Origin of the sequence: Sediminibacillus albus (genome assembly GCF_900101125.1) — a bacterium.
Lineage (GTDB): Bacteria > Bacillota > Bacilli > Bacillales > Amphibacillaceae > Sediminibacillus > Sediminibacillus albus.
Window position 1 is genome coordinate 576,686 of sequence record NZ_FNFL01000002.1, and the last position, 25,092, is coordinate 601,777.

28 protein-coding genes and 1 riboswitch are annotated in these 25,092 nt (G+C 41.0%); of the genes, 15 read left to right on the top strand and 13 right to left on the bottom strand.

The annotated features are described in order from the left end of the window. Positions 1 to 237: 237 nt before the first annotated feature. A complete protein-coding gene (locus BLR93_RS08870) occupies positions 238 to 1,224 on the bottom strand; it encodes an NAD(P)/FAD-dependent oxidoreductase (protein WP_093213381.1) in 987 nt (328 codons plus the stop codon). A gap of 346 nt (positions 1,225 to 1,570) precedes the next feature. Here BLR93_RS08870 and BLR93_RS08875 point away from each other — a divergent pair, with 346 nt between their 5' ends. From BLR93_RS08875 to BLR93_RS08885, 3 genes are all read left to right on the top strand, one after another. Beyond that, positions 1,571 to 2,791, top strand: a complete 1,221-nt coding sequence (locus BLR93_RS08875; protein WP_175559298.1) for an NAD(P)/FAD-dependent oxidoreductase — start codon at positions 1,571 to 1,573, stop codon at positions 2,789 to 2,791. Positions 2,792 to 2,979: 188 nt separating this feature from the next. Next, on the top strand, positions 2,980 to 3,291 hold the full coding sequence (locus BLR93_RS08880; protein ID WP_093213384.1) for a YuiB family protein: 312 nt from the start codon (positions 2,980 to 2,982) through the stop codon (positions 3,289 to 3,291). 84 nt (positions 3,292 to 3,375) lie between these two features. Continuing rightward, complete coding sequence (locus BLR93_RS08885; RefSeq protein ID WP_093213385.1) at positions 3,376 to 4,071, top strand: 3D domain-containing protein; 696 nt, start codon at positions 3,376 to 3,378, stop codon at positions 4,069 to 4,071. A 113-nt stretch (positions 4,072 to 4,184) separates the two neighbouring features. Here the strand turns inward: BLR93_RS08885 and BLR93_RS08890 are convergent, their stop codons facing one another. The 3 genes from BLR93_RS08890 to deoD all read right to left on the bottom strand — a co-directional run bounded on the left by BLR93_RS08890 (position 4,185) and on the right by deoD (position 6,328). Next, the gene (locus BLR93_RS08890) at positions 4,185 to 4,658 is read right to left on the bottom strand and encodes a divergent PAP2 family protein (protein ID WP_093213386.1); all 474 of its coding nucleotides are present in this window, start codon (positions 4,656 to 4,658) and stop codon (positions 4,185 to 4,187) included. A 229-nt stretch (positions 4,659 to 4,887) separates the two neighbouring features. Further along, positions 4,888 to 5,487 (bottom strand): biotin transporter BioY, encoded by a 600-nt coding sequence (locus BLR93_RS08895; protein WP_093213387.1) that lies wholly within the window; start codon positions 5,485 to 5,487, stop codon positions 4,888 to 4,890. A 133-nt stretch (positions 5,488 to 5,620) separates the two neighbouring features. Continuing rightward, positions 5,621 to 6,328: a purine-nucleoside phosphorylase gene (deoD, locus tag BLR93_RS08900; RefSeq protein ID WP_093213388.1), complete on the bottom strand. Its 708-nt coding sequence runs from the start codon at positions 6,326 to 6,328 to the stop codon at positions 5,621 to 5,623. A 260-nt stretch (positions 6,329 to 6,588) separates the two neighbouring features. Between deoD and BLR93_RS08905 the strand changes: the two genes are divergently transcribed. The 3 genes from BLR93_RS08905 to BLR93_RS08915 all read left to right on the top strand — a co-directional run bounded on the left by BLR93_RS08905 (position 6,589) and on the right by BLR93_RS08915 (position 8,666). Beyond that, entirely contained in the window at positions 6,589 to 6,852 is a 264-nt protein-coding gene (locus BLR93_RS08905; RefSeq protein WP_093213389.1) for a phosphocarrier protein HPr, read from the top strand. A gap of 140 nt (positions 6,853 to 6,992) precedes the next feature. Further along, complete coding sequence (locus BLR93_RS08910) at positions 6,993 to 7,481, top strand: cation:proton antiporter regulatory subunit (protein ID WP_093213390.1); 489 nt, start codon at positions 6,993 to 6,995, stop codon at positions 7,479 to 7,481. 6 nt (positions 7,482 to 7,487) lie between these two features. Continuing rightward, entirely contained in the window at positions 7,488 to 8,666 is a 1,179-nt protein-coding gene (locus BLR93_RS08915; protein ID WP_093213391.1) for a cation:proton antiporter, read from the top strand. 47 nt (positions 8,667 to 8,713) lie between these two features. On the opposite strand, the gene kapB is transcribed toward BLR93_RS08915, so the two are convergent. Further along, positions 8,714 to 9,097 (bottom strand): kinase-associated lipoprotein KapB, encoded by a 384-nt coding sequence (gene kapB / locus BLR93_RS08920; protein WP_093213392.1) that lies wholly within the window; start codon positions 9,095 to 9,097, stop codon positions 8,714 to 8,716. 112 nt (positions 9,098 to 9,209) lie between these two features. Between kapB and BLR93_RS08925 the strand changes: the two genes are divergently transcribed. Together BLR93_RS08925 and BLR93_RS08930 are read left to right on the top strand one after the other, a co-directional pair. After that, on the top strand, positions 9,210 to 9,410 hold the full coding sequence (locus tag BLR93_RS08925) for a hypothetical protein (RefSeq protein ID WP_093213393.1): 201 nt from the start codon (positions 9,210 to 9,212) through the stop codon (positions 9,408 to 9,410). 469 nt (positions 9,411 to 9,879) lie between these two features. After that, positions 9,880 to 10,464 carry a superoxide dismutase family protein gene (locus BLR93_RS08930; protein WP_245690098.1) on the top strand — a complete coding sequence of 195 codons (585 nt, stop codon included), beginning with the start codon at positions 9,880 to 9,882 and terminating at the stop codon, positions 10,462 to 10,464. A gap of 49 nt (positions 10,465 to 10,513) precedes the next feature. On the opposite strand, the gene BLR93_RS08935 is transcribed toward BLR93_RS08930, so the two are convergent. Both BLR93_RS08935 and BLR93_RS08940 read right to left on the bottom strand, forming a co-directional pair. Further along, a complete protein-coding gene (locus BLR93_RS08935; protein WP_093213394.1) occupies positions 10,514 to 11,680 on the bottom strand; it encodes a MalY/PatB family protein in 1,167 nt (388 codons plus the stop codon). A gap of 91 nt (positions 11,681 to 11,771) precedes the next feature. After that, entirely contained in the window at positions 11,772 to 12,599 is an 828-nt protein-coding gene (locus BLR93_RS08940; RefSeq protein WP_093213395.1) for an alpha/beta fold hydrolase, read from the bottom strand. Positions 12,600 to 12,950: 351 nt separating this feature from the next. Here BLR93_RS08940 and yugI point away from each other — a divergent pair, with 351 nt between their 5' ends. Further along, positions 12,951 to 13,343 carry a S1 domain-containing post-transcriptional regulator GSP13 gene (gene yugI, locus BLR93_RS08945; protein ID WP_093213396.1) on the top strand — a complete coding sequence of 131 codons (393 nt, stop codon included), beginning with the start codon at positions 12,951 to 12,953 and terminating at the stop codon, positions 13,341 to 13,343. Between the two features lie 94 nt (positions 13,344 to 13,437). On the opposite strand, the gene BLR93_RS08950 is transcribed toward yugI, so the two are convergent. Continuing rightward, the gene (locus BLR93_RS08950) at positions 13,438 to 13,677 is read right to left on the bottom strand and encodes a DUF378 domain-containing protein (protein ID WP_093213397.1); all 240 of its coding nucleotides are present in this window, start codon (positions 13,675 to 13,677) and stop codon (positions 13,438 to 13,440) included. A gap of 183 nt (positions 13,678 to 13,860) precedes the next feature. Between BLR93_RS08950 and BLR93_RS08955 the strand changes: the two genes are divergently transcribed. After that, positions 13,861 to 15,210 (top strand): glucose-6-phosphate isomerase, encoded by a 1,350-nt coding sequence (locus BLR93_RS08955; RefSeq protein WP_093213398.1) that lies wholly within the window; start codon positions 13,861 to 13,863, stop codon positions 15,208 to 15,210. 146 nt (positions 15,211 to 15,356) lie between these two features. Beyond that, positions 15,357 to 15,764 carry a YugN-like family protein gene (locus BLR93_RS08960; protein ID WP_093213399.1) on the top strand — a complete coding sequence of 136 codons (408 nt, stop codon included), beginning with the start codon at positions 15,357 to 15,359 and terminating at the stop codon, positions 15,762 to 15,764. Here the strand turns inward: BLR93_RS08960 and BLR93_RS08965 are convergent. Together BLR93_RS08965 and BLR93_RS08970 are read right to left on the bottom strand one after the other, a co-directional pair. Then, positions 15,747 to 16,745, bottom strand: a complete 999-nt coding sequence (locus tag BLR93_RS08965; RefSeq protein ID WP_093213400.1) for a potassium channel family protein — start codon at positions 16,743 to 16,745, stop codon at positions 15,747 to 15,749. The genes BLR93_RS08960 and BLR93_RS08965 overlap by 18 nt on opposite strands. Before the next feature lie 100 nt (positions 16,746 to 16,845). Further along, positions 16,846 to 17,403: a thioredoxin family protein gene (locus tag BLR93_RS08970; protein WP_093213401.1), complete on the bottom strand. Its 558-nt coding sequence runs from the start codon at positions 17,401 to 17,403 to the stop codon at positions 16,846 to 16,848. A gap of 112 nt (positions 17,404 to 17,515) precedes the next feature. On the opposite strand from BLR93_RS08970, the gene BLR93_RS08975 reads away from it, so the two are divergent. Both BLR93_RS08975 and BLR93_RS08980 read left to right on the top strand, forming a co-directional pair. Beyond that, the gene (locus BLR93_RS08975; protein WP_093213402.1) at positions 17,516 to 18,574 is read left to right on the top strand and encodes a M20/M25/M40 family metallo-hydrolase; all 1,059 of its coding nucleotides are present in this window, start codon (positions 17,516 to 17,518) and stop codon (positions 18,572 to 18,574) included. Between the two features lie 73 nt (positions 18,575 to 18,647). After that, positions 18,648 to 18,793, top strand: a riboswitch (FMN riboswitch). Between the two features lie 172 nt (positions 18,794 to 18,965). Next, complete coding sequence (locus BLR93_RS08980) at positions 18,966 to 19,559, top strand: ECF transporter S component (RefSeq protein WP_245690099.1); 594 nt, start codon at positions 18,966 to 18,968, stop codon at positions 19,557 to 19,559. A 164-nt stretch (positions 19,560 to 19,723) separates the two neighbouring features. Here the strand turns inward: BLR93_RS08980 and BLR93_RS08985 are convergent, their stop codons facing one another. The 3 genes from BLR93_RS08985 to BLR93_RS08995 all read right to left on the bottom strand — a co-directional run bounded on the left by BLR93_RS08985 (position 19,724) and on the right by BLR93_RS08995 (position 21,577). Further along, positions 19,724 to 20,092 carry a TraR/DksA C4-type zinc finger protein gene (locus BLR93_RS08985; protein ID WP_093213404.1) on the bottom strand — a complete coding sequence of 123 codons (369 nt, stop codon included), beginning with the start codon at positions 20,090 to 20,092 and terminating at the stop codon, positions 19,724 to 19,726. A 14-nt stretch (positions 20,093 to 20,106) separates the two neighbouring features. After that, on the bottom strand, positions 20,107 to 20,499 hold the full coding sequence (locus BLR93_RS08990; protein WP_093213405.1) for a PaaI family thioesterase: 393 nt from the start codon (positions 20,497 to 20,499) through the stop codon (positions 20,107 to 20,109). A 130-nt stretch (positions 20,500 to 20,629) separates the two neighbouring features. Further along, the gene (locus BLR93_RS08995; RefSeq protein WP_093213406.1) at positions 20,630 to 21,577 is read right to left on the bottom strand and encodes a 1,4-dihydroxy-2-naphthoate polyprenyltransferase; all 948 of its coding nucleotides are present in this window, start codon (positions 21,575 to 21,577) and stop codon (positions 20,630 to 20,632) included. Between the two features lie 379 nt (positions 21,578 to 21,956). On the opposite strand from BLR93_RS08995, the gene BLR93_RS09000 reads away from it, so the two are divergent. Both BLR93_RS09000 and menD read left to right on the top strand, forming a co-directional pair. Beyond that, entirely contained in the window at positions 21,957 to 23,348 is a 1,392-nt protein-coding gene (locus BLR93_RS09000) for an isochorismate synthase (RefSeq protein WP_093213407.1), read from the top strand. Further along, positions 23,345 to 25,090 carry a 2-succinyl-5-enolpyruvyl-6-hydroxy-3-cyclohexene-1-carboxylic-acid synthase gene (gene menD, locus BLR93_RS09005; RefSeq protein WP_093213408.1) on the top strand — a complete coding sequence of 582 codons (1,746 nt, stop codon included), beginning with the start codon at positions 23,345 to 23,347 and terminating at the stop codon, positions 25,088 to 25,090. Before BLR93_RS09000 ends, menD begins: the two co-directional genes overlap by 4 nt. Positions 25,091 to 25,092: the final 2 nt, after the last annotated feature.

The following is a 25,092-nucleotide window of genomic DNA, read 5'->3' on the forward strand; positions in this document are numbered from 1 at the left end:
AGAGCGCAAGCTCGAGGAGGCTCACCACCAGCCCGCGGAAAGCGTAGTGGATTTCCGTAGCGAAGTACTATGGCTTATCCGATACTATTAAGGAATTACCTGCTGTTGCATGTCGATTTATATCCATTGCTTAACAATAAAAAGCTTGAAGATGTCCTTTTAAAACTCTTATTCTGTTACCGCTCGATTTACGCAAGTTGATTTATGTTATGTCCCAACCACGTGGAATACAAGAGATTAAAACATGCTTGTGGAATGCTTTGGCTGGATTCTGGCATTTGGATCAATATAATTTTTTGCATTATTGACAGCTGTCGGTCCTTCGCCAAATCCGGAGGCGATCAGGTTCACTTTTCCTGGATAGGTGCAAATATCTCCAGCAGCATATATTCCTGGTATGTTAGTTTCCATTTTTGAATTAACAACAATACTGTTTTTCTCTATCTCTAAGTCCCATTTTTTAATCGGGCCCAAGGAGGAAATAAACCCGTAGTTAACAAGAACGGAATCGACATCGATAATTTCTTCCCGGTCGCCTTTCACTTCTTTTAACTTAACTTGCTCAATTCTGTCTTCCCCGATCATTTCCTCAGGAACAAAAGGGGTCATGATCTCCACTTTGGAATTCATTAATTTTTCCACGCTGTGTTCATGCGCACGGAAATTATCACGGCGATGAACTAATGTCACTTTTTCGGCAATTGGCTCAAGCATTAATGCCCAGTCGACAGCCGAATCTCCGCCGCCGCATAGCAGCACACGTTGGCCGGCATATTTATTCATATCCTCTACATAATAATTAAGGTTGATGCCTTCAAATGCTTCAATACCTTCAATCGTCAATCTTCTCGGTTGAAAAGCTCCATTTCCAGCAGTAATGATAATCGTTTTTGTATAGTGGATATCATTGGTGTTAGTAGTGATTTTGAACGATTCATCTTCCAGTCTTTCAATGGAATCAACGGATTGACCCAAGACAATTTCAGGATCAAACATGTCAGCTTGCTCCTTTAAATTATCGACTAATTCCTGTGCCCGTACTTTTGGAAAACCGGCCACATCGTAAATGTATTTTTCCGGATAGAGAGCGGATAACTGTCCGCCTATATGTGGTAAGCTCTCTAATATTTTAACACTAGCCTGGCGCATCCCGCCGTAAAAAGCTGTGAACAGCCCAACAGGTCCTGCACCTATTATTGTTACATCATATACCTCGTTGGTCATGATAGATTCCTCCTATTACCTTAAATGCACAATCACTATTTTAACATAAAATGTACGCCGTCTATAAATGAACGAATCGATATCTTAATTTCAATTTTCTAAAATTGTTATTTAGGCTTGAAAATTGTCAAAAAAGAGGCTAAGATTATCATTGTGTAAAATATATTACGATATTGTGACAAAATACATATTTAATCTGGCTGGTGATCAGCTAAAGAGCAGAATGGACCAGGAGGAAGTCCAACTGTCTTTTATGCCTCTATACGTGAAAAATATCACGAACTTATAAAAGACGCATACTATCGGAAAATAGTTAGTAATTAAATTTATTATGGATGTGATAAAAATGAATAAACCAAACATTGTCATTCTTGGCGCTGGTTATGGCGGAATAATGACTACGGTAAAGTTACAAAAAAAACTTGGTGTCAACGATGCGAACATTACACTTGTGAACAAGCATGACTACCATTACCAAACAACTTGGCTTCATGAAAATGCTGCAGGAACATTGCACCACGACCGCACACGGCTGCCGATCAAAGATGTAGTAGATTTCAGCAAAGTGAATTTTGTCCAGGACACGGTAGTAAGCATTAAGCCGGAAGAGAAAAAAGTGGCCTTGGAAAATGGCGAATTGGATTATGACTATTTAGTTGTAGCACTTGGTTTCGAAGCGGCAACATTCGGAATCCCAGGCCTGCTCGACAATGCATTCACGATTGGCAATATTAACTCTGCCCGCTTAATCAGAGAGCATATCGAATACAATTTTGCCAAGTACAACAATGAAACAGAGAAGAAGCAGGAACGTTTGAACATTGTAGTAGGCGGAGGCGGATTTACTGGAATTGAATTTGTCGGTGAGCTTGCCAACAGAATTCCGGAATTATGCAAAGAGTATGATATTGACCGCAATCAGGTGAGAATTATCAATGTGGAAGCTGCGCCAACTGTATTGCCGGGATTTGATCCCCAGCTTGTAGAGTATGCGATGAATTCACTGGAAGCTAGGGGTGTTGAATTTAAAGTCGGTGCCATGCTGAAAGAATGTACGCCTAACAGTATACTGATTGAGAAGGATGATAAGCAGGAAGAAATCTTGACCAATACAACGGTTTGGGCTGCAGGGGTAAGAGCTAATTCCCTCGTTGAAGAATCCGGACTGGAAGTGAATAGAGGCAAAGTCGAAGTACAGCCTGACCTGCGGGCGCCTTCTCATCCAGATGTATTTGTTGTTGGCGACTGCGCACTCATCATGAATGAAGAAACAGGACGCCCTTACCCACCTACTGCCCAAATAGCAATACAAGAAGCAGAACTTGCAGCCAAAAACCTGGCAATTCTGGTAGGAGGCGGCACTCATTTAGAATCATTTGAATTTATGGATCGCGGCACAGTTGCTTCTTTAGGTCATGACGATGCCATCGGCGTCGTTTTTGGGGACAAAAAGCTGTTCGGATGGTCTGCATCTGTGATGAAAAAGATGATCGACAACCGTTATTTATTAAAATTAGGCGGATTGGGCTTGTTATTGAAAAAAGGAAAATTTAATATTTTTCATTAATGCCGGAAGCTTCTAAGCAAAGATAGGAAACTGTCTTTGCTTTTTCTTTTGTGCAAGAAAAAAGAGCGGCAAGTATAATGGTCTGCCGGTATAATCGGGGGCTCTTGCGCAATTATTCCTTTAATTATAGAATTGGTTTTGGATGTAAGACTATATGAGCAGCTTTCTTGCTCAAGGGGGAAAAACGATTGATACAGCTTGTGGTTTCCATTTTATTGTTTTTTGTTTTGTTTTTTGGGATTGCCTTTATACTAAATATGCTACTCCGCCAATCATGGCTGATGGCATTTTTATACCCTGTGATTATATTGTTAATTGTAGATGATTTTCCGCTTAAAGAATACTTTACAGCACCCGGCCAATCTTTTCCGGCCGTTTGGGACAGGCTTCTAGGATTGACTATGGTAGACATTGCCATACTGCTAAGCGGCTTCATCGGAACGATTGTATCTGGTGTTGTCATAAGGATGCTCCGTAAAAGCGGCTATCAAATGTTTTAATACACTAAAGGGAAATAGGATAATATTACCAATGTATAAAAAATACTACTTTAGGAAAGGATGACACCCAGAGAGGTGTTATCCATGAAAAAATTAGTATTTCTAAGAAGAAGCATGATGATTCTTTTGTTTTTTGGTGCGTTTTACGCTACATTTGCTGGACTGACCAACGTTTCGGCAGAGGATCTTAGAAATGGTGTTTATCAGAAGCTGACCGATGTCCCTTCAAGCAAACCTGTATCCAGTCAGCCGGAAGCCAGGGAACCTGTTTTACAAAAAAAATCGCTAATTCACCAGCAGGCAGATACTACCTATATTTCGAGTGAACAGGTCGATGGACCAGAAACCCTTGATGAGGCGATCAATTTTGAACAGTATCCTTCTGCTACTGTGGTAGCGACAGGATACACTGCAGGAGTGGAGTCGACAGGGAAGTCACCAGGCCATCCGGAGTATGGAATTACTTATTCAGGTGTAAAGGTAACGAGAGATTTGTACTCTACCATTGCAGCCGATTTAACTATTTATCCGATAGGGACGATTCTTTATATTCCAGGCTATGGCTATGGGGTGGTTGCCGATAAAGGATCTGCTATCCAGGGAAATAAAATCGACTTATACTATCCGACTGTTGCTGACGTATTTGATAAATGGGGAAAAAAAGAAGTAGATGTATATTTAGTAGAAAAAGGGAATGGTAAGCTGACGGAACAGGAATTGACCGCCTTGAATGAAACAGAGGCCTTACAGGTATTCCGTGAGGAAATCAAAAAAAGTTAATAAATAGTAAAGGCTGTCCGTATCAAGCAGGTACCTGCTTGATACGGACAGCCTTGTTTATTGCAATATATTCCTTAAGCTTGTTGCAAACATTCAAGCTTAGTGAATGCTGTTTATGCGATCTGGTAAAGAACTAAAGCTAAAATAATGCCGGTGAGTGCTCCAAAAAATACTTCTATCGGTTGGTGCCCGAGTAGTTCCTTCAATTCTTCTTTCTTCTGGTAGTCACCCTTTTTTCCCCAGACTTTAGCTTCTTCTACAAAATAACTAAAATCTTTAACAAGTGTATTCAGAAGGATTGCTTGTTCTCCGGTTTGCCGGCGGACCCCGGAAGCATCAAACATTATAATGATGCTGAAAACACAGGAAACGGCGAAAACACCCGTTGAGAAACCTTCCTGCAGCCCTATACTGGTAGTCACTGCTGCAACAGCCGCAGAGTGACTGCTTGGCATCCCGCCTGTACTGAATGCTAATCCAGGCTTGAACTCTTTAGTTGCTATTAAATGTATGGGGATTTTTACTAGTTGTGCAAAAATAATGCCCGTAAGAGCAGCAAATAAAGGAAAATTAAAGAATAAATCCATGAAGTGAAACATCCTTTCAGCCAAATTAATGTTTAAGTAGTTTTCCCCAACATCCCGTCTCCATAACAGAGGTAAAAGAAAAACTTTATAATTGTGGTAAAAAGCAACGAAAGTCTTTTAATCAAGTTTGATTATATCATAGTGAAAAGCGCATTAACCAATAAAAGAATAAGAGCTATAAGCCGATGGCTTATAGCTCTGGAAGATATTGATGAAAATAGGATATTTATTATTTGGCAGAGGAAAAAGACATGAGGCCGGTCTGCAGCCTTGTAGTTATTTTAAGCATCAAGACAGCAACAATGAAAGTCAGCCCGATGTCCTTTAATAAAAATGGAAGCATGCCGAGCCAAGCCGTGTGATAAGCTATTTCCAGGCCAAGCCAGGTATTCATAGCCAAGTACATGTAACTGACGCCAATCAAGTAGTTGGCGCTTACACCAGCCAAGGCAGCGGCTATATAAGGAAGAAACCCTGGTTTCTTTAAGAATTCTGTTATCAGTCCAGAGACAAACGCTACTGCAACAAAGGACAGCAAGAAACCTCCTGTATAATCAAAGAATATGAATGGGCCGGATTTCATGTTAGCAAAGACAGGAACACCGGCAAGGCCGACTAAAAGATATGTAAGCATGGTAAATGTACCTAGTTTTCTGCCCAGCATTAATCCAGCCAGTATGGCAAAAAAGGTTTGCAAAGATAATGGTACTGAAACTCCCCCGATTGGGACTGCCAAAAAGGGGAACCAGACAGCGATGTTTGCTCCGATCGCCATAAGCCCGACAAAGACAGCGCCTGCACTTATCTCCATAGCAGTTAACTTTTTCATTTTGTTTCTCCTCCTTTCTATTTGATAATAGAAGAGAGTGATATATATGTCAACCTAAATAATATATAGGTTAACATATGGGTGAAATAACAGCCGGCGTAAATGCAGTCAGCAAGCCGCCGGCTTTATTTATTTATTTAACTGCAGTTTCCAATGCTACCTCAATCATTTCATTGAAGGTTGTTTGCCTTTCTTCTGCACTAGTTTCTTCTCCGGTAAGGATATGATCTGAAACGGTTAGTACTGATAATGCTTGTCTTCCATATTTTGCTGCAAGTGTGTATAAAGCAGTAGTCTCCATCTCTACTCCTAATACTTTATATTCAGCTAACAGCTTAAACAGCTCCAGTCCATTATCCCGGTAAAAACTGTCACTCGTAAATACACTGCCGACCCGAAGCTTAAGCCCTTTTTCGCTTCCTGTGTCATAAGCATTTCTCAGCAGTTCAAAGTCGGCTGATGGTGCAAAGTCAATACCGCCAAACACCATTCGGTTCATTTGCGAATCGGTTGTGGATGCAGAAGCCAGGATGACATCCCTTACTTGTACATCTTTCTGGATAGCCCCGCATGTACCTACCCGAATCAATTTCTTCACATCGTAGCTTTGAATTAACTCATTTACATAAATCGATATGGAAGGCACACCCATTCCTGTTCCTTGTACCGATATTTTTTCTCCTTTGTATGTTCCCGTGAAGCCGTACATTCCTCTGACTTCATTATAGCATTTCACATCTTCCAAAAAATTCTCAGCGATATATTTAGCTCGCAAAGGGTCACCCGGAAGCAAAATTTTGTCAGCGATTTCCCCTTGTTTTGCACCAATATGTACACTCATGGTCTAACCTCCTATTTAATTTCAATCCATACAACGTAAAGTTATCATAACCATTTTTATAACTCAAATATACAAACAGCAATTGCTGAGAACGATCGTATTTTTCTGCTCCTTCTAAATGGGGGATTTTTTTGTTTCTAAATAAATCATTTTCGTATATAATAATTGTAGTTCAACTTTTCACATTTGGGTGGTTTGAAATGTTATCTTTATGGAAAAGTGATATATATAATGGGAAGCTGTGAAAGGAAGGATAAATGATGAAAGAAAAGAAATTTACCATTACAGATGATACAGGAGTCCATGCAAGGCCAGCAACACTTCTTGTTAATAAAGCAGGCCAGTATGAATCTGAAATTGAGATGCATTACAATGGCAAAACGGTTAACTTGAAGTCAATTATGGGTGTTATGTCCCTAGGCGTACCAAAAGGGGCTGAAATCTCTGTAACTGCTGACGGCAGTGACGAAGACCAGGCATTGCAAGGGGTAGAAGAAGTAATTAAAGAACACCTTGGTGAATAATTTATCGGAATTATTGTATAAAAAAAGCTAGAGTATTCTCTAGCTTTTTTTTACACGCTCACGTTATGGAATCAGATGCCGGTTGTTAGAAGGATCACTAAAGTAAATGTTAATCAGAACGAGTAGAAGAGGTGTACATAATGAATGTTTCTGTTTCTCAACTTCCAGGGATCGGGCAAAAGATAACCCTTAAAACAGCCGATGATAGTATGCTGGTCGTTATTGTCCACCATACTGGTAAACGGGAGTTGTATTTTTTTAATGATGCCGACAGCGATGAAGCTGACTTTGCCATGGATTTGACGCCAGACGAAACAAGAGAGCTTGGGGCACAGTTGCTTGGCGCCACCTATCAGCCAGTAGACACTGAAAAAATGAAGATTTTTCAAAAGCAAATTGTCATTGATTATATCAAGTTAAAGGATGACTCTCCCTTAGCTAATAAGACGATAGAGGAGTCTGGCGTCAGGAACAGGACGGGAGCCACCATCATCGGCATTATTCAAGGAGATGAAACGATTGCAATTCCTGATGCCGACACTCGATTAGCATCAGGAAACATGCTGGTGTGTGTTGGGAAAAAAGACCAAATTGAAGTGTTGGCATCGCTGTGCAAAGGGGAGGATTGATCCTGATTGCATACTGAACTTCCAGTTATATTAGGAGCCGGACTAATCCTTATCGGGATTTTTTATTTAGGTTTTTTAAGCCTGAAGATTAAATTTCCAAGTGTCATTTTATATATTTTGTTAGGAATCTTGTTAGCCGATTACCTTAGTGAAAATGAAATATTGCATGTAGCAAGCGAAATCGGAATCGTATTATTATTCTTCCTTCTAGGTTTGGAATTCAGTGTATCCCGGCTGGGGCGAATTGCCAAGCGTGCATGGCCTTCTGGATTGCTTGATCTCGTATTAAGCTTTGGTGTTTCCATGATGATTGCTATCGGCTTTGGCATGGGCTTATTTACTGCCTTTTTAGTTGGTGGTGTAGCCTATGCAACGAGTTCCTCAATCACTGCAAAACTGTTAGATGACAAGAGCCGGATGGCTAATACAGAAACGGAATATATATTGGCTATCTTAATATTTGAAGATTTAATAGCACCGATTATTGTAGCTATTCTTATTGGCGTTGGCAGCGGAGGCAGCTTTGCAGCCAATGATCTGCTGATTCTTTTAGGAAAGATAATCGGACTGGCAGCAGCTGCAATAATAATCGGAAAGCTTGTTTTTAAAAGGTTTGATGCTTTATGGGAAAAAGTGGAGGACGAGGATTTCAAAATCGCGCTCTTAGTGGGGCTTGCTTTAGCTTACGGAGGATTGGCATTGTTTCTCGGATTGTCAGAAGTGCTTGGGGCATTTTTGGCAGGAATGATGCTAGCGGAAATCAGCAATATCCATCGGGTGGAACAAACAGTTATTCCAATCAGAGACTTGATGCTGCCCACCTTTTTTGTTTACTTTGGAACATCAATTGAATTAGGAAATGGAATCCCGATGCCATTGTTATTGATTACTTTGTTAGTATGGTCGATCGTGGCAAAAGTTTTGGTTGGTGTTATCGGCGGACGCTGGTTTGGACTTTCGAAAAAAGTGTCGTTGCGTGCCGGTTTGTCTCTCTGTGCAAGAGGAGAGTTTTCTGTGGTCATTGCCAGTGTCGCAGCAGGAGCTGTTAAAGTCATGGCTGGCATATATATTGTAGCAGCTGCTTTTTTAGGAATGGTGTTATTTGAGCAGGCACCTAGGATAGCAAATAAACTTTATGGGAAGCAAAAACCGAAAAAGAAAGATTTAAAGGTACCGGGCTCCTGAAAAAACAAAAACTGCCCCTTATCGATTGAAGGGAGACAGTTTTTGTCTTACGTAAAGTAATGCCGTTCCAAATCATCCAAACTTTCTTTTGCCTGGTTATTGAATTGGGAATCTTCTTTGGTTAGTTTTTCCTTCATCTCGTTAAGCGACTGTTTTAACGAGGCTTGATAGTCCGGAATGGTGTCTTCGGTGTAAGGATGTACAGCAGGCTTGGAAACGTTCATTTTTTCCAAGTAACTCAAAGCTTTTCGTTGATGAAAAAAAACATTTTCCGTCTTTCCGTAATTATGTAGATCCCCCTGCAATGGATGCTTAACAACAGCAAGTACTTTCACCAAGTAATTTTCTCCCCGATCCTCTACGATTTCCCCAATATAGCTTCCTGATTTATAATGGGCTTTGACGATGTCTCCAATGCTTGCATTGTCCAAAGTGAACTCCTCCTTTTTACACTGTTAATTCAATTTTGCCAGAAGGACTGCTTGTGTACAAGCGGAAACAGTGTTTGTTATAATAACCAGAGAAGGAAAGGCGTGATTGACAATGATGGAATTTTTGTATTTTCCAGAGGACAAGTCAGAGTATCTTCCGGCTGTGATTTCATTAATTATATTTTTTATCGGAGCCACCGTAACGATGTACTTAATATATAAGCATTCCAAGAAAGAGGCAAAGCGAGTGGATGAAGAATATGCTTCAAGGATTTCGGCCCCATATCCAAAAGAAGAGGAAAAATACGATTGAAAACCTCTGCTGGTCATTGGAGGGCACTGAAGCTCTATGATAGGTAGAATTATAAAAAAAGCGGTCTGTGTGGGATTTAATTTCCATACAGACCGCTTTCGTCTAACTTCAAGAGGTTTGTGCCCTCTATTCCTTCATTCGTTTAACGATTCGTTTCACATTGCCGTGAAAATCGCGATTGCCCCTTGAATGCACATGCCTTTGAGACCGGAAGATGAGGCGACCTCATATCCCGTGTCTATGTTGATTCCGCGATGGGGCGTTCGGTGGTGACGCCTGCGGCAAGCCTCCACCGACAAGCGATTCGCGGAAACAACAACAAACTTTGATCGCCCCTTTAGATTAAAACGGACTTTTTCAGTGCCCCCGTTCATTGCGGGGGTTTCTTTTTTAAATTTGCTTCAGGATAAATCTGTTTCTTGATGGCTATACTATTATTATAGAAAAGCAGCTATTGGGAGATGATTTTATGCGGCGAGCGTCAATGGCAATATTATTGTTATTTATGCTCATATTGGTGGGCTGCCAAGAGGATATCCAGTCACCTTTGGAGATTGATATGTTTAACAGTGATGGCGATTCGATTGGTACTGCAACGCTATCAGAGCAAGCAGACGGTGTACAGGTGAAACTCTCTTTGGAGGGGTTGGCACCTGGCTTACATGGAATTCATGTACATGAGTTTCCAAATTGTGAAGGGCCTGATTTTAAGTCAGCTGGAAGCCATCTAAATCCCGAAGGAAACCAGCATGGTTTGATGCACCCCGAAGGCGCCCATTTGGGCGATTTGCCTAACGTGGAAGTGGATGCGGAAGGAATGGCTGAGGCAGAACTGATGGTCAATGGAGCAACATTGACCGATGGGAAAAATTCACTTCTCAAAGAAGATGGAACATCACTGGTACTGCATGATGGGCAAGACGATGGAGTTAGCCAGCCTGGCGGCGAGTCAGGTGAAAGAATTGCCTGCGGAAAAATACAAGTTGGACAGTCAGGCGGAAATGAATCGCCAACTGATCCGACAAAAGACAATAAAGAAAAAGAAGAAAAGTAAGGCTGCCACTGAAGGGTTCTCGTTCCCTGGAGTGGCAGCCTTTTAGTAGCTAACGCTCGTTTAAAGCTTTTATAATCCGGTTTATTCCTTCTTCTACCGTTACTCGGGGACAGGCGATATTAATACGCATAAACCCTTCGCCTTCTTCACCAAAGGACAATCCATCATTCAGGCCAACCTTTGCTTGTTCCTGCATAAACTTTTTCAACTGATCATTCGACAGCTTCATCGGACGGCAATCAAGCCAAATTAAGTAGGTACCCTCAGCTGGGATTACGTTTATTTCCTTCCGACTCTCGAAGGCTTCTTCTACTAGACGTTTGTTTCCTTCGAGCAGCTGATGGAGATCATCCAGCCATTCCTGCCCATCATTATAAGCAGCTTCTAACGCAGTAATCCCCATGGTGTTAAGGATTTTAATCCCTTGCATATGAAAATACTTATCGATTTTTTCCCTCTTATGCTTATCAGGACTAATTAAATAGGAAACCTGTAATCCCGCAAGGTTGAATGATTTAGTAGGGGACATACAAGTAATGGTAATCTCATTGATTTCTTTTGAGAGAGATGCAATCGGTGTATGCTTATGGCCAGCATAAACGATATCAGCATGGATTTCATCTGAGAATATTAATACACCATATTTCAGGCACAATTCCCCTATTTTCCGCAGTTCATCTTCCGTCCAAACTCTTCCTACCGGATTATGCGGGTTACACAAAATAAAGGCTTTAACCCCCTGTTTTAACTCAGCTTCGAATGCTTCAAAGTCAATGGTATATCTATTGCCTTCCAATTTCAGCGGGTTTTTCACCAGCTGTCTGTTATGCATATGAACAAGATCGTAAAAGGGTGGATATACTGGAGTCTGGATCATCAGTTTATCGCCATCTGAAGTCAGCGCCTGCACGGCCATATGTAAACTGGTAATCACGCCAGGACTATATAATAACCATGAGTGATGAATCTCCCAATCATGCCTTGTTTTCATCCAATTGGAAACAGATTGGTTTATTAAGTGATCTGTGACGGTATAGCCAAAAATCCCGTGTTCAGCTCTGGAAACAAGCGCATTTCTTACCGGTTCTGGCACTGGAATGTCCATGTCAGCTACCCACATGGGAAGTACATCATTAGAGCCATAGATGGATTTTATTAAATCCCATTTGACAGACCGTGTACCTGTCCGTTGGCGAACCTCATTGAAAGTGTGCATATAGATGTCCTCCTTTATTTCGCACTATATCCATATTATATTAATAGCTTATTGTGATTGGAAACGATTTGAATCAACTTATCAATCGTTTTCACGTTTTGGTTTTGATGTATTCGCTTATTATCTCGGGAGCTTCTTCCGGAAGAAAATGGCCGGTAAGGGTAATAGCACAAAGTTCCGCGTTCGGCAAATGCTGGATGAGTTGATATCCATTTGAAATAGGAATAATTTGATCTTTTTTTCCCCAAAAGATCACACAAGGAAGCTTGATTGCTTTTAAGCAGTCAAAATTTAAATCGCCTTCGCGATCACGAATCATCTTAGACAGGCAATAATATATATTTTTGTCTAAAAAGGGCTTCCTGTAAGCAGCCAGCATTCGTTTGGTAATCAAATCAGGAAAGTAAATGCACTTTTCCAAAACACCCTTGACCCCGATTTTTTGGAAGAGTTTTCGCAATAGATAGGGTGATATAGGCAGTCTGCTAATCAAACCTAATAAATTGGAGGCCTTTTTCAGGTAACAGGAGGGCGCCATAAGGAACAACTTTTCAATACGGCCCGGATAATAGTAGGCACACACCATAGCGATTTGTCCTCCCATCGAATGCCCGGCAATAGAGGCTTTTGAAATCGCCAATTTGTCCATGAAAAAGATGATCAATTCTGCCATCCAGCGGTAAGAAAAATTACAGTTGCGATTTTTTTCGCTGTCTCCAAATGGCGGGAGGTCAATTGTTATAATGTGAAATTTATCGATTAACAATGGAATCATCTTACGAAAACTAAACTGGCTAGACAAAAATCCATGAATGAAAATTATATACGGTTTATCCAGGGAAGTATTTGTCTGGAAGATTTGATAGCTGACTGTACAATGTTGGAATTGTAGATACTTCTTCTTGTTGGTTATTCTCATTATAGGAACCCCTTGAATGTTGGAAGATACGATTATTCTTTCTCAAAAAGGCATATTTATTTTCAATGGCTATCTGTAAGGCAAAAAAAAAGACAAAGCTACGTAGCTTTGTCTTTAACAGGGGGAATACGAGAAAGTCTTACAGTTATATGTATTACCATTTTTAATTAATAATAAACATATTTTTTGAAAAAAATTAGATATTAAGTCATTTATGGTATATTTTTAATATTTTGTGAAGAAAACGGCTTATTCCGCAAGAATAAAGATATCTTTTGCGATATACTGTTTTCTATGCTAAAATTAATAATTGTGTATTAATAAATGAAAATATATCGGGAGTTGTTCAGCATGGCAGAGAAGTTTGAAACAGGACAAATATTAGATGGTAAAGTAACAGGTATCCAACCTTATGGTGCATTTGTGGCCCTTGACAATGAAGTACAGGGACTTGTTCATATTTCGGAAGTGACACATGGTTATGTAAAAGATATTAATGATCACCTTTCTGTAGGTGATGAGGTTAAAGTTAAAATTCTTCAAATCGATGAGGAAAAAAATAAATATTCTTTATCTATCCGTGCAACTGAAGAGGCACCGAAGAAGGCAGAGCCCAAAAGAAAGCAGCCGGCTGCCGGAGGAGCACAGCAAGACAGTCAACAAGCAGGCTTCAACACTTTGAAAGATAAACTGGAAGAGTGGATTGAACAGTCTGAAGAGCGTGAAAACACGTACAAAAATTAAAGAAGTGATAAGTAATAAAGCTGCCGCAAAATGGGCAGTTTTTTTATGAAAATAAACCTGCAAAGAATTTTATTTGCAGGTTTATTTTTTGCAGTTAACGTTCTGTTTCAGGTTCTTTTCCAGCTGCCATTTCTTCGGCAGGCTTGAAAAGTAAAGAGAGGCAAACCAAACCACTAATTCCAACCAATGTGTATATAATTCTGGCGAATGCACCGCTCTGTTCTCCGCCTCCGAAGATGGCAGCCACCAAATCGAATTGAAATAAACCAACTAGTCCCCAGTTCACAGCTCCAATGATAACAAGCAACAAAGAAATACGCTGCAGTGTACTCACAAAGCATTCCTCCTTTTAAAGTAACTTTCTTTACATAGAAATTCCCAACCCTCAAAAAATTATTCAAAACTAAAAAAAACTTATGCAGAGGTTGTATGAGTTGAAGTGGATAGGGATTGCTTGATTTACACAGAGTGTTTCGGTACATTTAAGTAGTATTATCATAAATATGGAGGTTAAAGAATGACACATATCCGTTTTGAATATGATCGTGCTTTATCTTTCTTCGGAAAGCATGAACTTGATTATTTGCAAGAACCTGTAAAGTTAGCCCATCAAGCTTTACATAACCAAACAGGAGCAGGAAATGACTTTCTTGGTTGGCTGGATTTACCTGAAAATTATGATAAAGAAGAGTTCAGCCGAATAAAAAAGGCTGCAGAAAAAATAAAATCGGATTCAGACGTATTGCTTGTTATAGGAATAGGCGGTTCTTATTTAGGAGCTCGTGCTGCTTTGGAAATGCTTAACCATTCCTTTTATAATGAATTATCCAAAGAACAAAGAAAATCCCCGCAGGTTTTCTTTGTTGGGAACAGTATCAGTGCACCATATATGAATGACTTGTATGATATGCTGGAAGGCAAAGATGTTTCCATTAATGTTATCTCCAAAAGCGGTACGACGACCGAACCAGCGATTGCTTTCCGTCTCTTCCGTAAATTTTTGGAAGATAAATATGGTGTAGAGGAAGCTAGAAAGCGGATTTATGCAACTACCGACAAACAAAAAGGTGCATTAAAGACACTAGCCGATGAAGAAGGGTATGAGAGTTTTGTCATTCCGGATGATGTTGGGGGACGTTACTCCGTCTTAACTGCTGTAGGACTTTTACCAATCGCCGCAAGCGGAATCGACATAGATGCGATGATGGAAGGTGCCCGCAAGGCCCAACAGGAACTTTCTGCTGATAACCTTGAAGACAATCCTGCCTATCAATATGCTGCTGTCCGGAACATTTTTTATAATAAAGGAAAGACGATAGAAATGTTGGTCAACTATGAACCATCTCTGCAGTACTTTTCAGAGTGGTGGAAGCAATTGTTTGGCGAAAGCGAAGGAAAAGACTTAAAAGGCCTTTATCCATCATCGGCTAATTTTTCAACAGATCTTCATTCTTTAGGGCAATATGTCCAGGAAGGGCGCAGAGATTTATTTGAAACGGTACTCCATGTGGAAGAGCCGAAATCAAATATTACCATCGAAGAAGATAAGCAAGACTTGGACGGATTAAATTATCTTGCCGGTAAAACCATCGATGAGGTCAACGAAAAAGCTTATCAAGGAACCATGCTTGCCCATACAGATGGCCAGGTTCCCAACTTAATCGTACATTTGCCGAAGCTTGATGCTTATACATTTGGCTATGTGGTTTACTTTTTTGAAAAAGCTTGCGCAATAAGCGGTTACCTGCTTGGCGTTAATCCATTTGATCAGCCTGGAGTAGAAGCATATAAGAAAAATATGTTCGCTTTACTGGGTAAGCCTGGTTTCGAAGAACAAAAGCAAGAATTGGAAAAACGACTTAAATAACATACCAAACCTCTGCCCGTCAGCTGGCGGAGGTTTTTTTATGAACAAGAGGAAAACAGGCGTCCCCCTTGCCTTAACACACTCCACCTTGTATTCATGAAATCGTGTCTAAAGGGCATGCTGTTAAAAAAGGAGGTATTTCGGCTATGATTCCTATTTCATCTAATTTGGAAAACAGGGATTTTTCCCTGCATGCTTTGGAAGAAACGCTAAAACCCATTGGATTCAGTATTGGGGGTAATTGGGATTATGATCAAGGCTCATTCGACTATAAAATGGGGGTGGAGGATGGATATCAATTTTTGCGCATTCCGTTTACAGCTGTCAAGGGTATGTTAGACTCCCCAGGAGTAATCGTAAAGCTTGGTAAGCCGTTTGTTTTATCGCATGTCTACCAATCAGGTATTGACGAGGATGGACGCAACGGGGCACTGAGAGGAGCTGTTGATCAATTCCAGGCGCCAGTGGATGCGGACGCTCAGGTTGCTGATAAATTCATCCATGAAGGAAGACAATTGCTGCAAAAAGTGGAACAGTTACTTATGGAGCGCTGACAGGACAATTAGAACATCACCTGTGCATAATTTAGTGTGGAAAGGAGGGTTGACCAATAGCTCTTCTTCCCTCATCATCCCGATTAATAACTGGTCACTGACAGCGTAATAGCCGGCACACTCTAAAAAGGATTTACCGTTTAATCTCTCTGGCAACAGGATTTGATTGAATTGCTGGTCGTTCAATACTTGCAGCAATAAATCAAAAGGATTCACCGGTGTTTCCCGAAAAAGCTCTTGTAATATTAAAACGCTCATGAAATCATTGGACCGGATAATAGAGTCAGCCCCGGCCCGGCTTGCATTTTTTATTTGTTGTATCATCAGCAGCTCTGCGATCAGAAATATATCAGGATTATTCCCTTTCATGGCAACAGCCGTCAAGATAGTCGTCTGGTCTGCTTGAAATTCTTTTTTTGACGGATCAGATGTAATCACTGCGAACTTTGCTTCCTCGATATTTGCTTTTTTTAATGTTTCATCATCAGAGGCCGATCCCCGAATAAAATGGAGTTGATGCTTTTGGTAAGGTAAATTGTTAAGAGTATGGTCTATCAATACCACTTGTTTCCCCGTGTTGTTTTTCATCATCAATTCTAACAGTTGTCTTGTCCGTTGGTTCCAGCCAACCAAAATAATATGTTCCTTTCCCCGGTATTTAACCAATCCTTTGGATAAATCATGTTCATGTTTGATTGTGCCAGCAGATATAGTTGCCATGTAAAAAGTGACTAGACCACCGCCAGCTAATATTAACAGGATGGCAATTACTCTGCCAACAGAGCTTAATGGTACATAATCTCCGTATCCAACTGTAGAACCTGTCACAAATGCCCACCAAATGCCATCGAAAATGGTCGGGAAGTGGCTTGGTTCTAGTAAATGGATGACAATTCCAAAGAAAGACATTAATATAATGACAGTTGTTAATAATCGAAAAAAAATCGGCATGCGAAAATATATTTGCAGAAACGTTTGCATATGGCTTAGGTCACCTTTTTTTCCATTTTATTCTTAAGTATTTCCAAAAAGGTGAAATTTTACTATGAAAGCACATCTGGAGGTGCCTAGTAATTAGCAATCACAATTGTTTTTTCAGAGTATCAACGATACTTTCATACGTATGCTTCCAAAAATCCGTGTTGTCCCGAAAAGATTTCATAACGAACGTAAATAGTTCATTTCTTTTTTCCTTAAAGTCTTCAGCATCTTGGCTAGGCAGATTTGCCAGCGAATCGTCGATAAATGACTGGACGATAGGGGCTCTAGGCCCCCATTTGGTTACCTCGTTTCCCTTTTCGTTAATAAAAATAAAAATCGGGATGGATCGTGACTTTCCGTTCGTCAAATAGTGATCCATCAACTCCAAATGATTATCGCGCTGCAGAAGGCTGACTTCCATGTTTGTTTTTTGGGCAATATGGAAAAGGATCGGAGTGTTCATCATGGCATCACCGCACCAATCCTCCGTAAGAACGATTACACGTAACTTTTCTGCTTTCAATTTGCTGAAAAGCTGGGAATCATCAGGTAAAATAAAGTTGTCGTACACATGCAATAAATTTTCTTTGTGTTTTTCCATCGACTCAATGTATTCATCAGGGTTCATCCCTTTTTCAAACCAAGCCTGTAAGGCCATTATCATCACTCCCATTATTGTTTATTGTATATAAAATGATGAAAGCTACGCAACATTTAGTATTTTCCCAATTTTTTGGTATCATTAACCTATGCAGAAGGAGGAAGTACATATGGAACAAAATCGCCAAGAATTTTTAATGGAACTATTGCAGACGCCATCTCCGTCGAGTATGGAAATGCAAATACAGAAAAAATGGATCAACGAGGTAAGTGAATTTGCCGACAAAATCATAACCGATAACGCTGGCAATGCTATTGGGGTCCTCAACCCGGAGGCTGAATTTAAAATACTTTTAGCCGGGCATTGTGATGAAATTGCACTTGTTATCAATCGAATAGATGATCATGGTTATTTGCACTTCGATAAAATGGGAGGGATAAATCCAAAGGCAGCGATTGGCATGAAGGTTACTGTTCTTGGCTTTTCCGGAACAATCACCGGAGTTATCGGTGTCAATGCACAGCACCATGGAGGAATTAAAGGGGATTTTGATTTAGAGGATTTATTCATTGATTGCGGCGCTAAATCCAAGGAAGAAATGGAAAAATACGTACAAATCGGTGATCTTGCTGTATATAAACGAACACCGGAAATTTTGATGGACCGTTACATTTCCGGACGTGGACTTGATAATCGGACAGGCGCATTTATTGTTGCCGAAGTACTCCGCCGTCTGGCAGGAAAAGATTTAAAGGTTGGCGTTTATGCGGCAAGTACGGTTAACGAAGAAACGAATATGGGGGGAGCTTACTTTGCAGCAGCCGGAATAGCTCCTGACATGGCGATTGCCTGTGATGTTACGTTTGCAACTGACTATCCTGGTGTCAATAAAAATAAACATGGCGATGTCCAGTTGGAAAAAGGACCAGTATTGGCGAAAGGTGCACCGATTAACATTAAAATCAATCAGCTCCTGGAAAAGTCGGCACGCTCTTTAAACATGAAAGTGCAATATGAATTGACTCAAAGGGCCACTGGTACGGACGCAGATAAGATGCGCCTGACAGGAAGGGGAGTCCCGGTTGGTTTAGTATCACTTCCGTTAAGATATATGCATTCACCGGTTGAAACAGTAAGCATAAGAGATATCGATGAGGAAGTTGATTTACTTGTTAAAATGATTGAAGATTTAACAGGAGAAGAAAGCTTAAACCCCTTGGATGATTAAACAGCAAGGAAAACTTTTTACTTTTCATACAAACACTGGCATAGTATAATTAAGGTAAGAAAATGAATATCGATTCTATCTTCGGGGCAGGGTGAAATTCCCGACCGACGGTAAGGAGTGATTACACTCTAAGTCCGTGACCTGTTCGGCATGTGCCGAATGGCTGACCTGGTGCGATTCCGGGACCGACAGTTACAGTCTGGATGGGAGAAGATACGGAGCAGAAAAGGTGAGGATACCACTCTGCCTTTTATTCCTATTGAACTATACGCCCTGAAGCCTTTAATAAAGGCTTTAGGGTTTTAATTTTAACAAGAAGCGTTCAAAAAGGAAACTGTTCGACCTTCATCACCAGATATGAATCGATGAAAAGATGAAGGAGGAGAAGATATTGCATTCTAACAAAACGCAATCATCTAATTTATTAAAACTAATCATTCTAGCTTTATTAGGAACCATTTCAATGATGCTGATGTTCCTGAACTTTCCGCTGCCAATGCTCCCTCAATATTTAAAGGTAGATTTCAGCGAAGTGCCGGCATTGATCGCTGCATTGATTTTTTCACCAGGAGCAGGGATTATCGTTGAAGCTGTTAAAAATTTGTTGTATTTAATTTATACTGGTGCAGGAGATCCAATTGGCATAGCCTCCAATTTTTTAGCAGGAGTCATCTTCGTCGTCCCAGCCGCAGTTTTATATCATAAATTTAGAGGAATTAAAAGCCTTGTTTCCGGTCTTGTTGCAGGTACCATTTTGATGGCTGTCGGAATGGGTATCTTGAATTACTTTGTTTTACTACCTGCTTACAGCTGGTTTATGGGATGGGAGACAATGAGTTCCCAAGTGAAATTCATGACAGTAGCAGTTGGTATATTACCATTTAACGTTATAAAAGGAATTGCTATTGGAGCGATATTTGTCCCGTTGTTCATTAAGTTAAGGCCTTGGCTGGAACAAAAACGAATATCTATTTCTTACAAATAAGCAAAGCACCTGCTGCAGTTCAGTTTTAGCGCTGAAAATATCTGCAAATGTTCCTAGATATAAATAATAAGAAGCCCCATTCATTTGTGAATGGGGCTTCTTGTTATCTTTTTTTATTTTTCTGCCTAAAAAGTGAACTGCTACGCATATCATACAGGTGTTTTTTATTCGTTATCTACTTCTTCGACAAGGTATCTTGCGGTTGGTTCTATTTCCAGTCTTTCTTCAGGAATGGGTTTCCCTGAAGCTTCGCTATACCCATATTTGCCTTTTTCAATTTTGTCTAATGCGTGTTCAATTTCGCTAATGCGCTGGCGAGCCTGGGAATTCAGAGTTGCAGCCTTTTCCCGTTCGAACATTTCTGTTCCCAAGTCGGCAGGGTGATTATCATAGTTAGTCACTTCTCCAATAGAATCGTCTGGATATTCTTTGCTTAAATTATAACTTTTATCATTTTCTCCTAACTCTTTCTTGGCTTCTTCTTTCATATCCAATAATAATTGTTTATAATGGTTCAATTTTTCGCGGTCCATTTTTCTTCTCCTTTCTACTCAGGAGTTTTCTTCGGTACAACTCCTACTGTACATCTGGAAATGGAGATTAGATCATCTGTTTCATCAACAATTTTAATTTCCCATACCATGGTGGTCTTTCCCCTGTGGAGGGGGGTGGCTTTGCCTGTCACCCAGCCATCGCGTTTGCTTTTCATATGGTTTGCGTTTATCTCCAAACCAAATATTTGCTGTGTGTCAGGATCGACATTCACATAAGCGCCGATGCTGGCAGCAGATTCTGCTAAGGCGACGCTTGCGCCGCCATGTAAAAAACCCATCGGTTGATGTGTATGTTTATTAACAGGCATTTTTATTTCAACCAAATCTTTTTCCAGGCTGACCAGTTCCATTCCCAGTGTTTCCATTAATGTATTTTGCAGATTCATTACTCATCTTCCTTTTTATCATATTTCCCCTGCCCTGGCGGATAAAACTTCTATTTCAACAGTCATGGCTGCTAAATATTATATATAAAAACGACAAGCTGCCAGCTTGTCGTCGTTGGTGTGGAGTTTATCAAAAACTGAACGGTATAAAGAAATGGATAAGCAGTGACAATCCCAGCAGCAAGCCGAAGAAAGTGTTTGTTTGTGCTGTCGCCTTCATGGCAGGCATCATTTCCAGGTTAATTGTTTTCCCTTTAAACCCTTTTATAGCAGTAATCGCCTTTTTAACCCCGAGCAGGGTCAGAAATGACCAAATCGGCAGGATCCCGGCGAATACATATATGGCCATTAAGAGGTAACTAATGGCAAATAAACTGCCGAGCAGTACAACTGCCTTTTCTCTGCCTATCAAAATCGCAATGGTTTTTCTGCCGTTTTCTTTATCGCCTTCCAAGTCCCTGATATTATTCGATAGCATGATGGTACCAATAAAAATTGCGATGGGAATGGATATCAATATAACTTCCCCTGTAAGTGTCATGGTCTGAATGAAATAACTAATACTTATAATAACTGTACCCATAAAAAAACCTGCAACCAGTTCACCAAAGGGAGTATAGGCGATCGGATACGGTCCGCCAGTGTATAAGTATCCGCACAGCATGGAGATAACCCCTATAACTGCTATCCACCAGCTTGATTGGAAACAGATATACACACCGAGAGCGATGGCAATGGCAAAGAAGCTAAGCGCCAAACTCAGGACAGTATTTGGTGACACACCGTCCCGGACAATCGTGCCCCCGATTCCGACTGACTTCTCATTATCCAACCCCCGGACAAAATCATAATATTCATTAAACATATTTGTTGCTGCCTGAATCAGCATTGAAGCAACAAGCATGGCAATGAATAATAGGTAATTAATCGAATCATCCAATGTAGCTGCCATGGTTCCAACGAAGACCGGAACAAATGATGCTGTCAGCGTGTGTGGGCGCAAGAGCCGCCACCATACTTGAAAACCTGCTTTTTCATTTAAAGCGCTGCTTATTGCCTTTTTATCAAGGGATTGCATAATGTTTCTCTCCTTACTTATGCCTTCAAATCATGGTATATCATATTAAGTTTAGGGAAACAGGTGGTTGGTGTCAATTATCTATTACAATTATTTGCTAGGAATTAGTGCCAATTGTTGAGAAACAGAGAAAAAGAGAATAAAATAGATAATGGTAATTGTAACAATCGAAGCCAGGGTTGAATACTTGCTTTTATTGGTGAGAAGTTATATTTTTTATTAATGTGCGTTACCTAACATTGGAGCCTTGCTCTATTGTTTACAAATATTGATGCACAATTCGCTGGTCTTTGTAGAAAGTTTACTAAACCCTATCTAAAGCCAGTTGTCTAACGATTGATAAATACTTTCTCCCTATTGGTATTGGAGGGTATCTAACATGATTGATACAGAAATAAAAAAACTAGGACAGGCTGTCAGAGAAGCGGTCCGTACAGCTAAAATAAAGCAGAAACCTCAATTGTTGAGTATAACCGAACCGCTTGCAGCGATAGATCCTTTCTCATTTTTTGATAATGCGGAGAAATTTACGGGGGGGCGTATATTCTGGAACAACTCTGCCGAGGGCCATTGGCTTGCGGGTGCAGGTGAAGCATTGGCATTGACGGCAGCCGACCATCGTTTTGAGGAAACCGAACGCCAATGGAAAGAAATGCTGGAAAATGCGCTGATTCATAATCCACACCGCGTGCCAGGAACCGGGCCGATTGCATTTGGCGGCTTTTCGTTTGATCCTGACAAAGAAACGACGCCGCTGTGGGCAGATTTTAACAGTAGCCTGCTTAGGGTGCCTGCATACTTATTGACAATGGTAAATGGCGATTGTTTCCTTACTTGCAATGTTGTTATTTATGAATACGATCAGCCTGAGCAGATCGAGCTGCAGGTAGAAAATCATAAGAAGCAGCTGTTGAAGCAACAGGCGATTTTACCAGAAGGGCCAGTAATTACTGACAAACAGGAAATAGAACCAGACTCCTGGAAACAGCTGGTACGCAATGCAACGAACACGATTAAGCAGGGAAAAGCGGAAAAAATCGTTCTTGCCCGGGAAATGAAGGTCTTCTTTAAAAATAAGGTGAATGTTTCTCCCATATTGAGACAGCTGGCAGATATGCAGACGAACAGTTACATTTTTGCTTTTGAAAACGGAGAAGACTGCTTTCTTGGTGCCACACCTGAGAGGTTAGTTAAGGTTGAAAATCAGCAGCTTCTTTCTACTTGTCTTGCAGGAACAGCTCCACGAGGAAGAACAGAAGCTGAAGACAGAAAAATCGGCGGTCAATTGCTATCTGATGAAAAGAATCGTCAGGAGCATCATTTTGTGGTAGAGATGATTAAGAAAGCAGTAGCCGCCTGTTGTGAAAATGTCCAGGTTCCTGAAGCGCCTGTACTCTATCCGTTAAAGAACCTACAGCATTTATATACACCTGTAGAAGCGGTGTTAAATGAGAATTATACCATTATAGATATTGTAAAAAGACTTCATCCTACTCCAGCCTTAGGAGGTATGCCGAGTGAAAAATCTGTGGCATTCATCCGGGAACATGAAAACATGGATCGAGGCTGGTATGGTGCCCCTATCGGCTGGCTTGATGCGAATCACAACGGGGAATTCGCGGTAGCAATTCGCTCTGCGCTTATAAGAGGCGGAGAAGCTTCCCTATTTGCCGGCTGCGGTGTTGTGAGAGATTCTGATCCAGAAGCTGAATATCAGGAAACAAATATCAAATTTACACCGATGCTGTCAGTTTTAGGAGGACGATCATGACTCATGAAGAGACATTGACTAGGTACACTGCCAATTTTATAGATGAATTACATCGGAATGGTTTAACAGATGTAGTGATCTCTCCTGGATCCCGATCAACTCCGTTAGCTTTGACCTTTGCCGAGCATGCATTTATAAACCATTGGGTCAATATGGATGAGCGGTCTGCTGCTTTTTTTGCATTGGGAATGGCTAAGCAGCAGAATAAACCGGTAGCTGTTGTCTGTACTTCTGGAACTGCGGCTGCCAATTATTTTCCTGCGATTGTCGAAGCGTATTACAGCAGGGTGCCGCTTGTTGTGCTGACAGCTGACCGACCGCACGAACTTCGTGATGTCGGTGCCCCGCAGGCGATTGAACAGATAAATATGTACGGGCAATACGTAAAATGGTTTCACGAAATGGCCCTGCCGGAAAGTACACCGCCGATGCTTCAATATGCCAGAAGTAAAGCAGCCAGGGCAGTGCAAACTGCCTGTTTTGGCAATGCCGGTCCTGTCCATCTGAATTTTCCGTTTAGGGAACCATTGCTGCCGGACTTTTCTTTGGAAAATTTGTGGGAAAAGCAGGAGTATCCTTCTTTCCATCAGGTGTTGGAGGGAAAGGATGTGCTGGAACCATCCCAATTGGAATGGATAATCAACAAGCTTTCCAGCCATGAAAAAGGGCTGATTGTCGTTGGGCCGCAATTTGACACTGAGTTGGCAGAAGCTGTTTCGGCATTGGCAAACCAATGGAACATTCCAGTACTTGCTGATCCGCTTTCTCAATTACGGGCAGGCCAGCATGATAAGGCAAATATTATTGAAGGCTATGATGCCATTCTGAAGAGTAAACAAATTAGAGATCGCCTAAATCCAGACTTTATTATCCGCTTTGGCGCAATGCCGGTGTCTAAGCCTTATTTGTTATTCATTAAGGAGCATTCTGAAATCGAACATTTTATTGTAGAAGCGCATCACGGTTATCGCGAGCCGGCAGGGACACCTGCACAATTTATTTTTGCTGACCCTGTTAAACTTTGCAGCGATTTTTGTGAGGCGGCTGGCCACCTAGCGTTCAATGAGGAATGGCTCCAGTCATGGAGATTAATGAATCAAACAGCCAAAAGGCAGTTACTTGCAGAACAGGAGAGCACATTTTTGACTGAGGGGCATACGGTCAAGCAGCTTGCGGAAGCAGCAACAGAGGAAAGCACTATTTACGTCGGAAACAGCATGCCGATTCGGGATATGGACACTTTTTTTATGACGACGCCGAAGCAGATCCGCATATTGGGAAACAGAGGAGCCAATGGAATTGACGGTATGACTTCCAGCGCTCTGGGGGCAGCCGCCCATGGGGAAAAGGTTGCATTGCTACTAGGCGACTTATCCTTTTTCCATGATTTTAACGGATTGATGCTCGCCAAGCAATACAATATGAATCTTACGGTAGTGTTAATCAACAATAATGGGGGCGGCATCTTCTCGTTTCTACCGCAGGCGGGTCAATCAGACCATTTTGAAACCATCTTTGGCACTCCGATGGATATTGATTTCCAGCATATCATTGCTATGTATCAGGGAAGGTATTCAAAACCAGAAAGCTGGGAAGAACTTCGACAGGCCTTGACGGACAGTTACCAGGAGGACGGTCTGTCAGTAATTGAAGTGCAAACGGAACGTGAAGAAAACGCCAGTTGGCATAAAGCCAAATGGACAATCATTGAACAGAAGCTTATGGAATACTTTGAAGGGTGATG

Excerpts from the sequence above, each read along its gene's own strand:
- BLR93_RS08870 (WP_093213381.1), bottom strand. The coding sequence starts at position 1,224 with ATGACCAACGAGGTATATGATGTAACAATAATAGGTGCAGGACCTGTT.
- BLR93_RS08875 (WP_175559298.1), top strand. The coding sequence starts at position 1,571 with ATGAATAAACCAAACATTGTCATTCTTGGCGCTGGTTATGGCGGAATA.
- BLR93_RS08885 (WP_093213385.1), top strand. The coding sequence starts at position 3,376 with ATGAAAAAATTAGTATTTCTAAGAAGAAGCATGATGATTCTTTTGTTT.
- BLR93_RS08890 (WP_093213386.1), bottom strand. The coding sequence starts at position 4,658 with ATGGATTTATTCTTTAATTTTCCTTTATTTGCTGCTCTTACGGGCATT.
- BLR93_RS08895 (WP_093213387.1), bottom strand. The coding sequence starts at position 5,487 with ATGAAAAAGTTAACTGCTATGGAGATAAGTGCAGGCGCTGTCTTTGTC.
- deoD (WP_093213388.1), bottom strand. The coding sequence starts at position 6,328 with ATGAGTGTACATATTGGTGCAAAACAAGGGGAAATCGCTGACAAAATT.
- BLR93_RS08905 (WP_093213389.1), top strand. The coding sequence starts at position 6,589 with ATGAAAGAAAAGAAATTTACCATTACAGATGATACAGGAGTCCATGCA.
- BLR93_RS08910 (WP_093213390.1), top strand. The coding sequence starts at position 6,993 with ATGAATGTTTCTGTTTCTCAACTTCCAGGGATCGGGCAAAAGATAACC.
- BLR93_RS08925 (WP_093213393.1), top strand. The coding sequence starts at position 9,210 with ATGATGGAATTTTTGTATTTTCCAGAGGACAAGTCAGAGTATCTTCCG.
- BLR93_RS08930 (WP_245690098.1), top strand. The coding sequence starts at position 9,880 with ATGCGGCGAGCGTCAATGGCAATATTATTGTTATTTATGCTCATATTG.
- BLR93_RS08935 (WP_093213394.1), bottom strand. The coding sequence starts at position 11,680 with ATGCACACTTTCAATGAGGTTCGCCAACGGACAGGTACACGGTCTGTC.
- BLR93_RS08940 (WP_093213395.1), bottom strand. The coding sequence starts at position 12,599 with ATGAGAATAACCAACAAGAAGAAGTATCTACAATTCCAACATTGTACA.
- yugI (WP_093213396.1), top strand. The coding sequence starts at position 12,951 with ATGGCAGAGAAGTTTGAAACAGGACAAATATTAGATGGTAAAGTAACA.
- BLR93_RS08955 (WP_093213398.1), top strand. The coding sequence starts at position 13,861 with ATGACACATATCCGTTTTGAATATGATCGTGCTTTATCTTTCTTCGGA.
- BLR93_RS08960 (WP_093213399.1), top strand. The coding sequence starts at position 15,357 with ATGATTCCTATTTCATCTAATTTGGAAAACAGGGATTTTTCCCTGCAT.
- BLR93_RS08965 (WP_093213400.1), bottom strand. The coding sequence starts at position 16,745 with ATGCAAACGTTTCTGCAAATATATTTTCGCATGCCGATTTTTTTTCGA.
- BLR93_RS08970 (WP_093213401.1), bottom strand. The coding sequence starts at position 17,403 with ATGGCCTTACAGGCTTGGTTTGAAAAAGGGATGAACCCTGATGAATAC.
- BLR93_RS08975 (WP_093213402.1), top strand. The coding sequence starts at position 17,516 with ATGGAACAAAATCGCCAAGAATTTTTAATGGAACTATTGCAGACGCCA.
- BLR93_RS08985 (WP_093213404.1), bottom strand. The coding sequence starts at position 20,092 with ATGGACCGCGAAAAATTGAACCATTATAAACAATTATTATTGGATATG.
- BLR93_RS08990 (WP_093213405.1), bottom strand. The coding sequence starts at position 20,499 with ATGAATCTGCAAAATACATTAATGGAAACACTGGGAATGGAACTGGTC.
- BLR93_RS08995 (WP_093213406.1), bottom strand. The coding sequence starts at position 21,577 with ATGCAATCCCTTGATAAAAAGGCAATAAGCAGCGCTTTAAATGAAAAA.
- BLR93_RS09000 (WP_093213407.1), top strand. The coding sequence starts at position 21,957 with ATGATTGATACAGAAATAAAAAAACTAGGACAGGCTGTCAGAGAAGCG.
- menD (WP_093213408.1), top strand. The coding sequence starts at position 23,345 with ATGACTCATGAAGAGACATTGACTAGGTACACTGCCAATTTTATAGAT.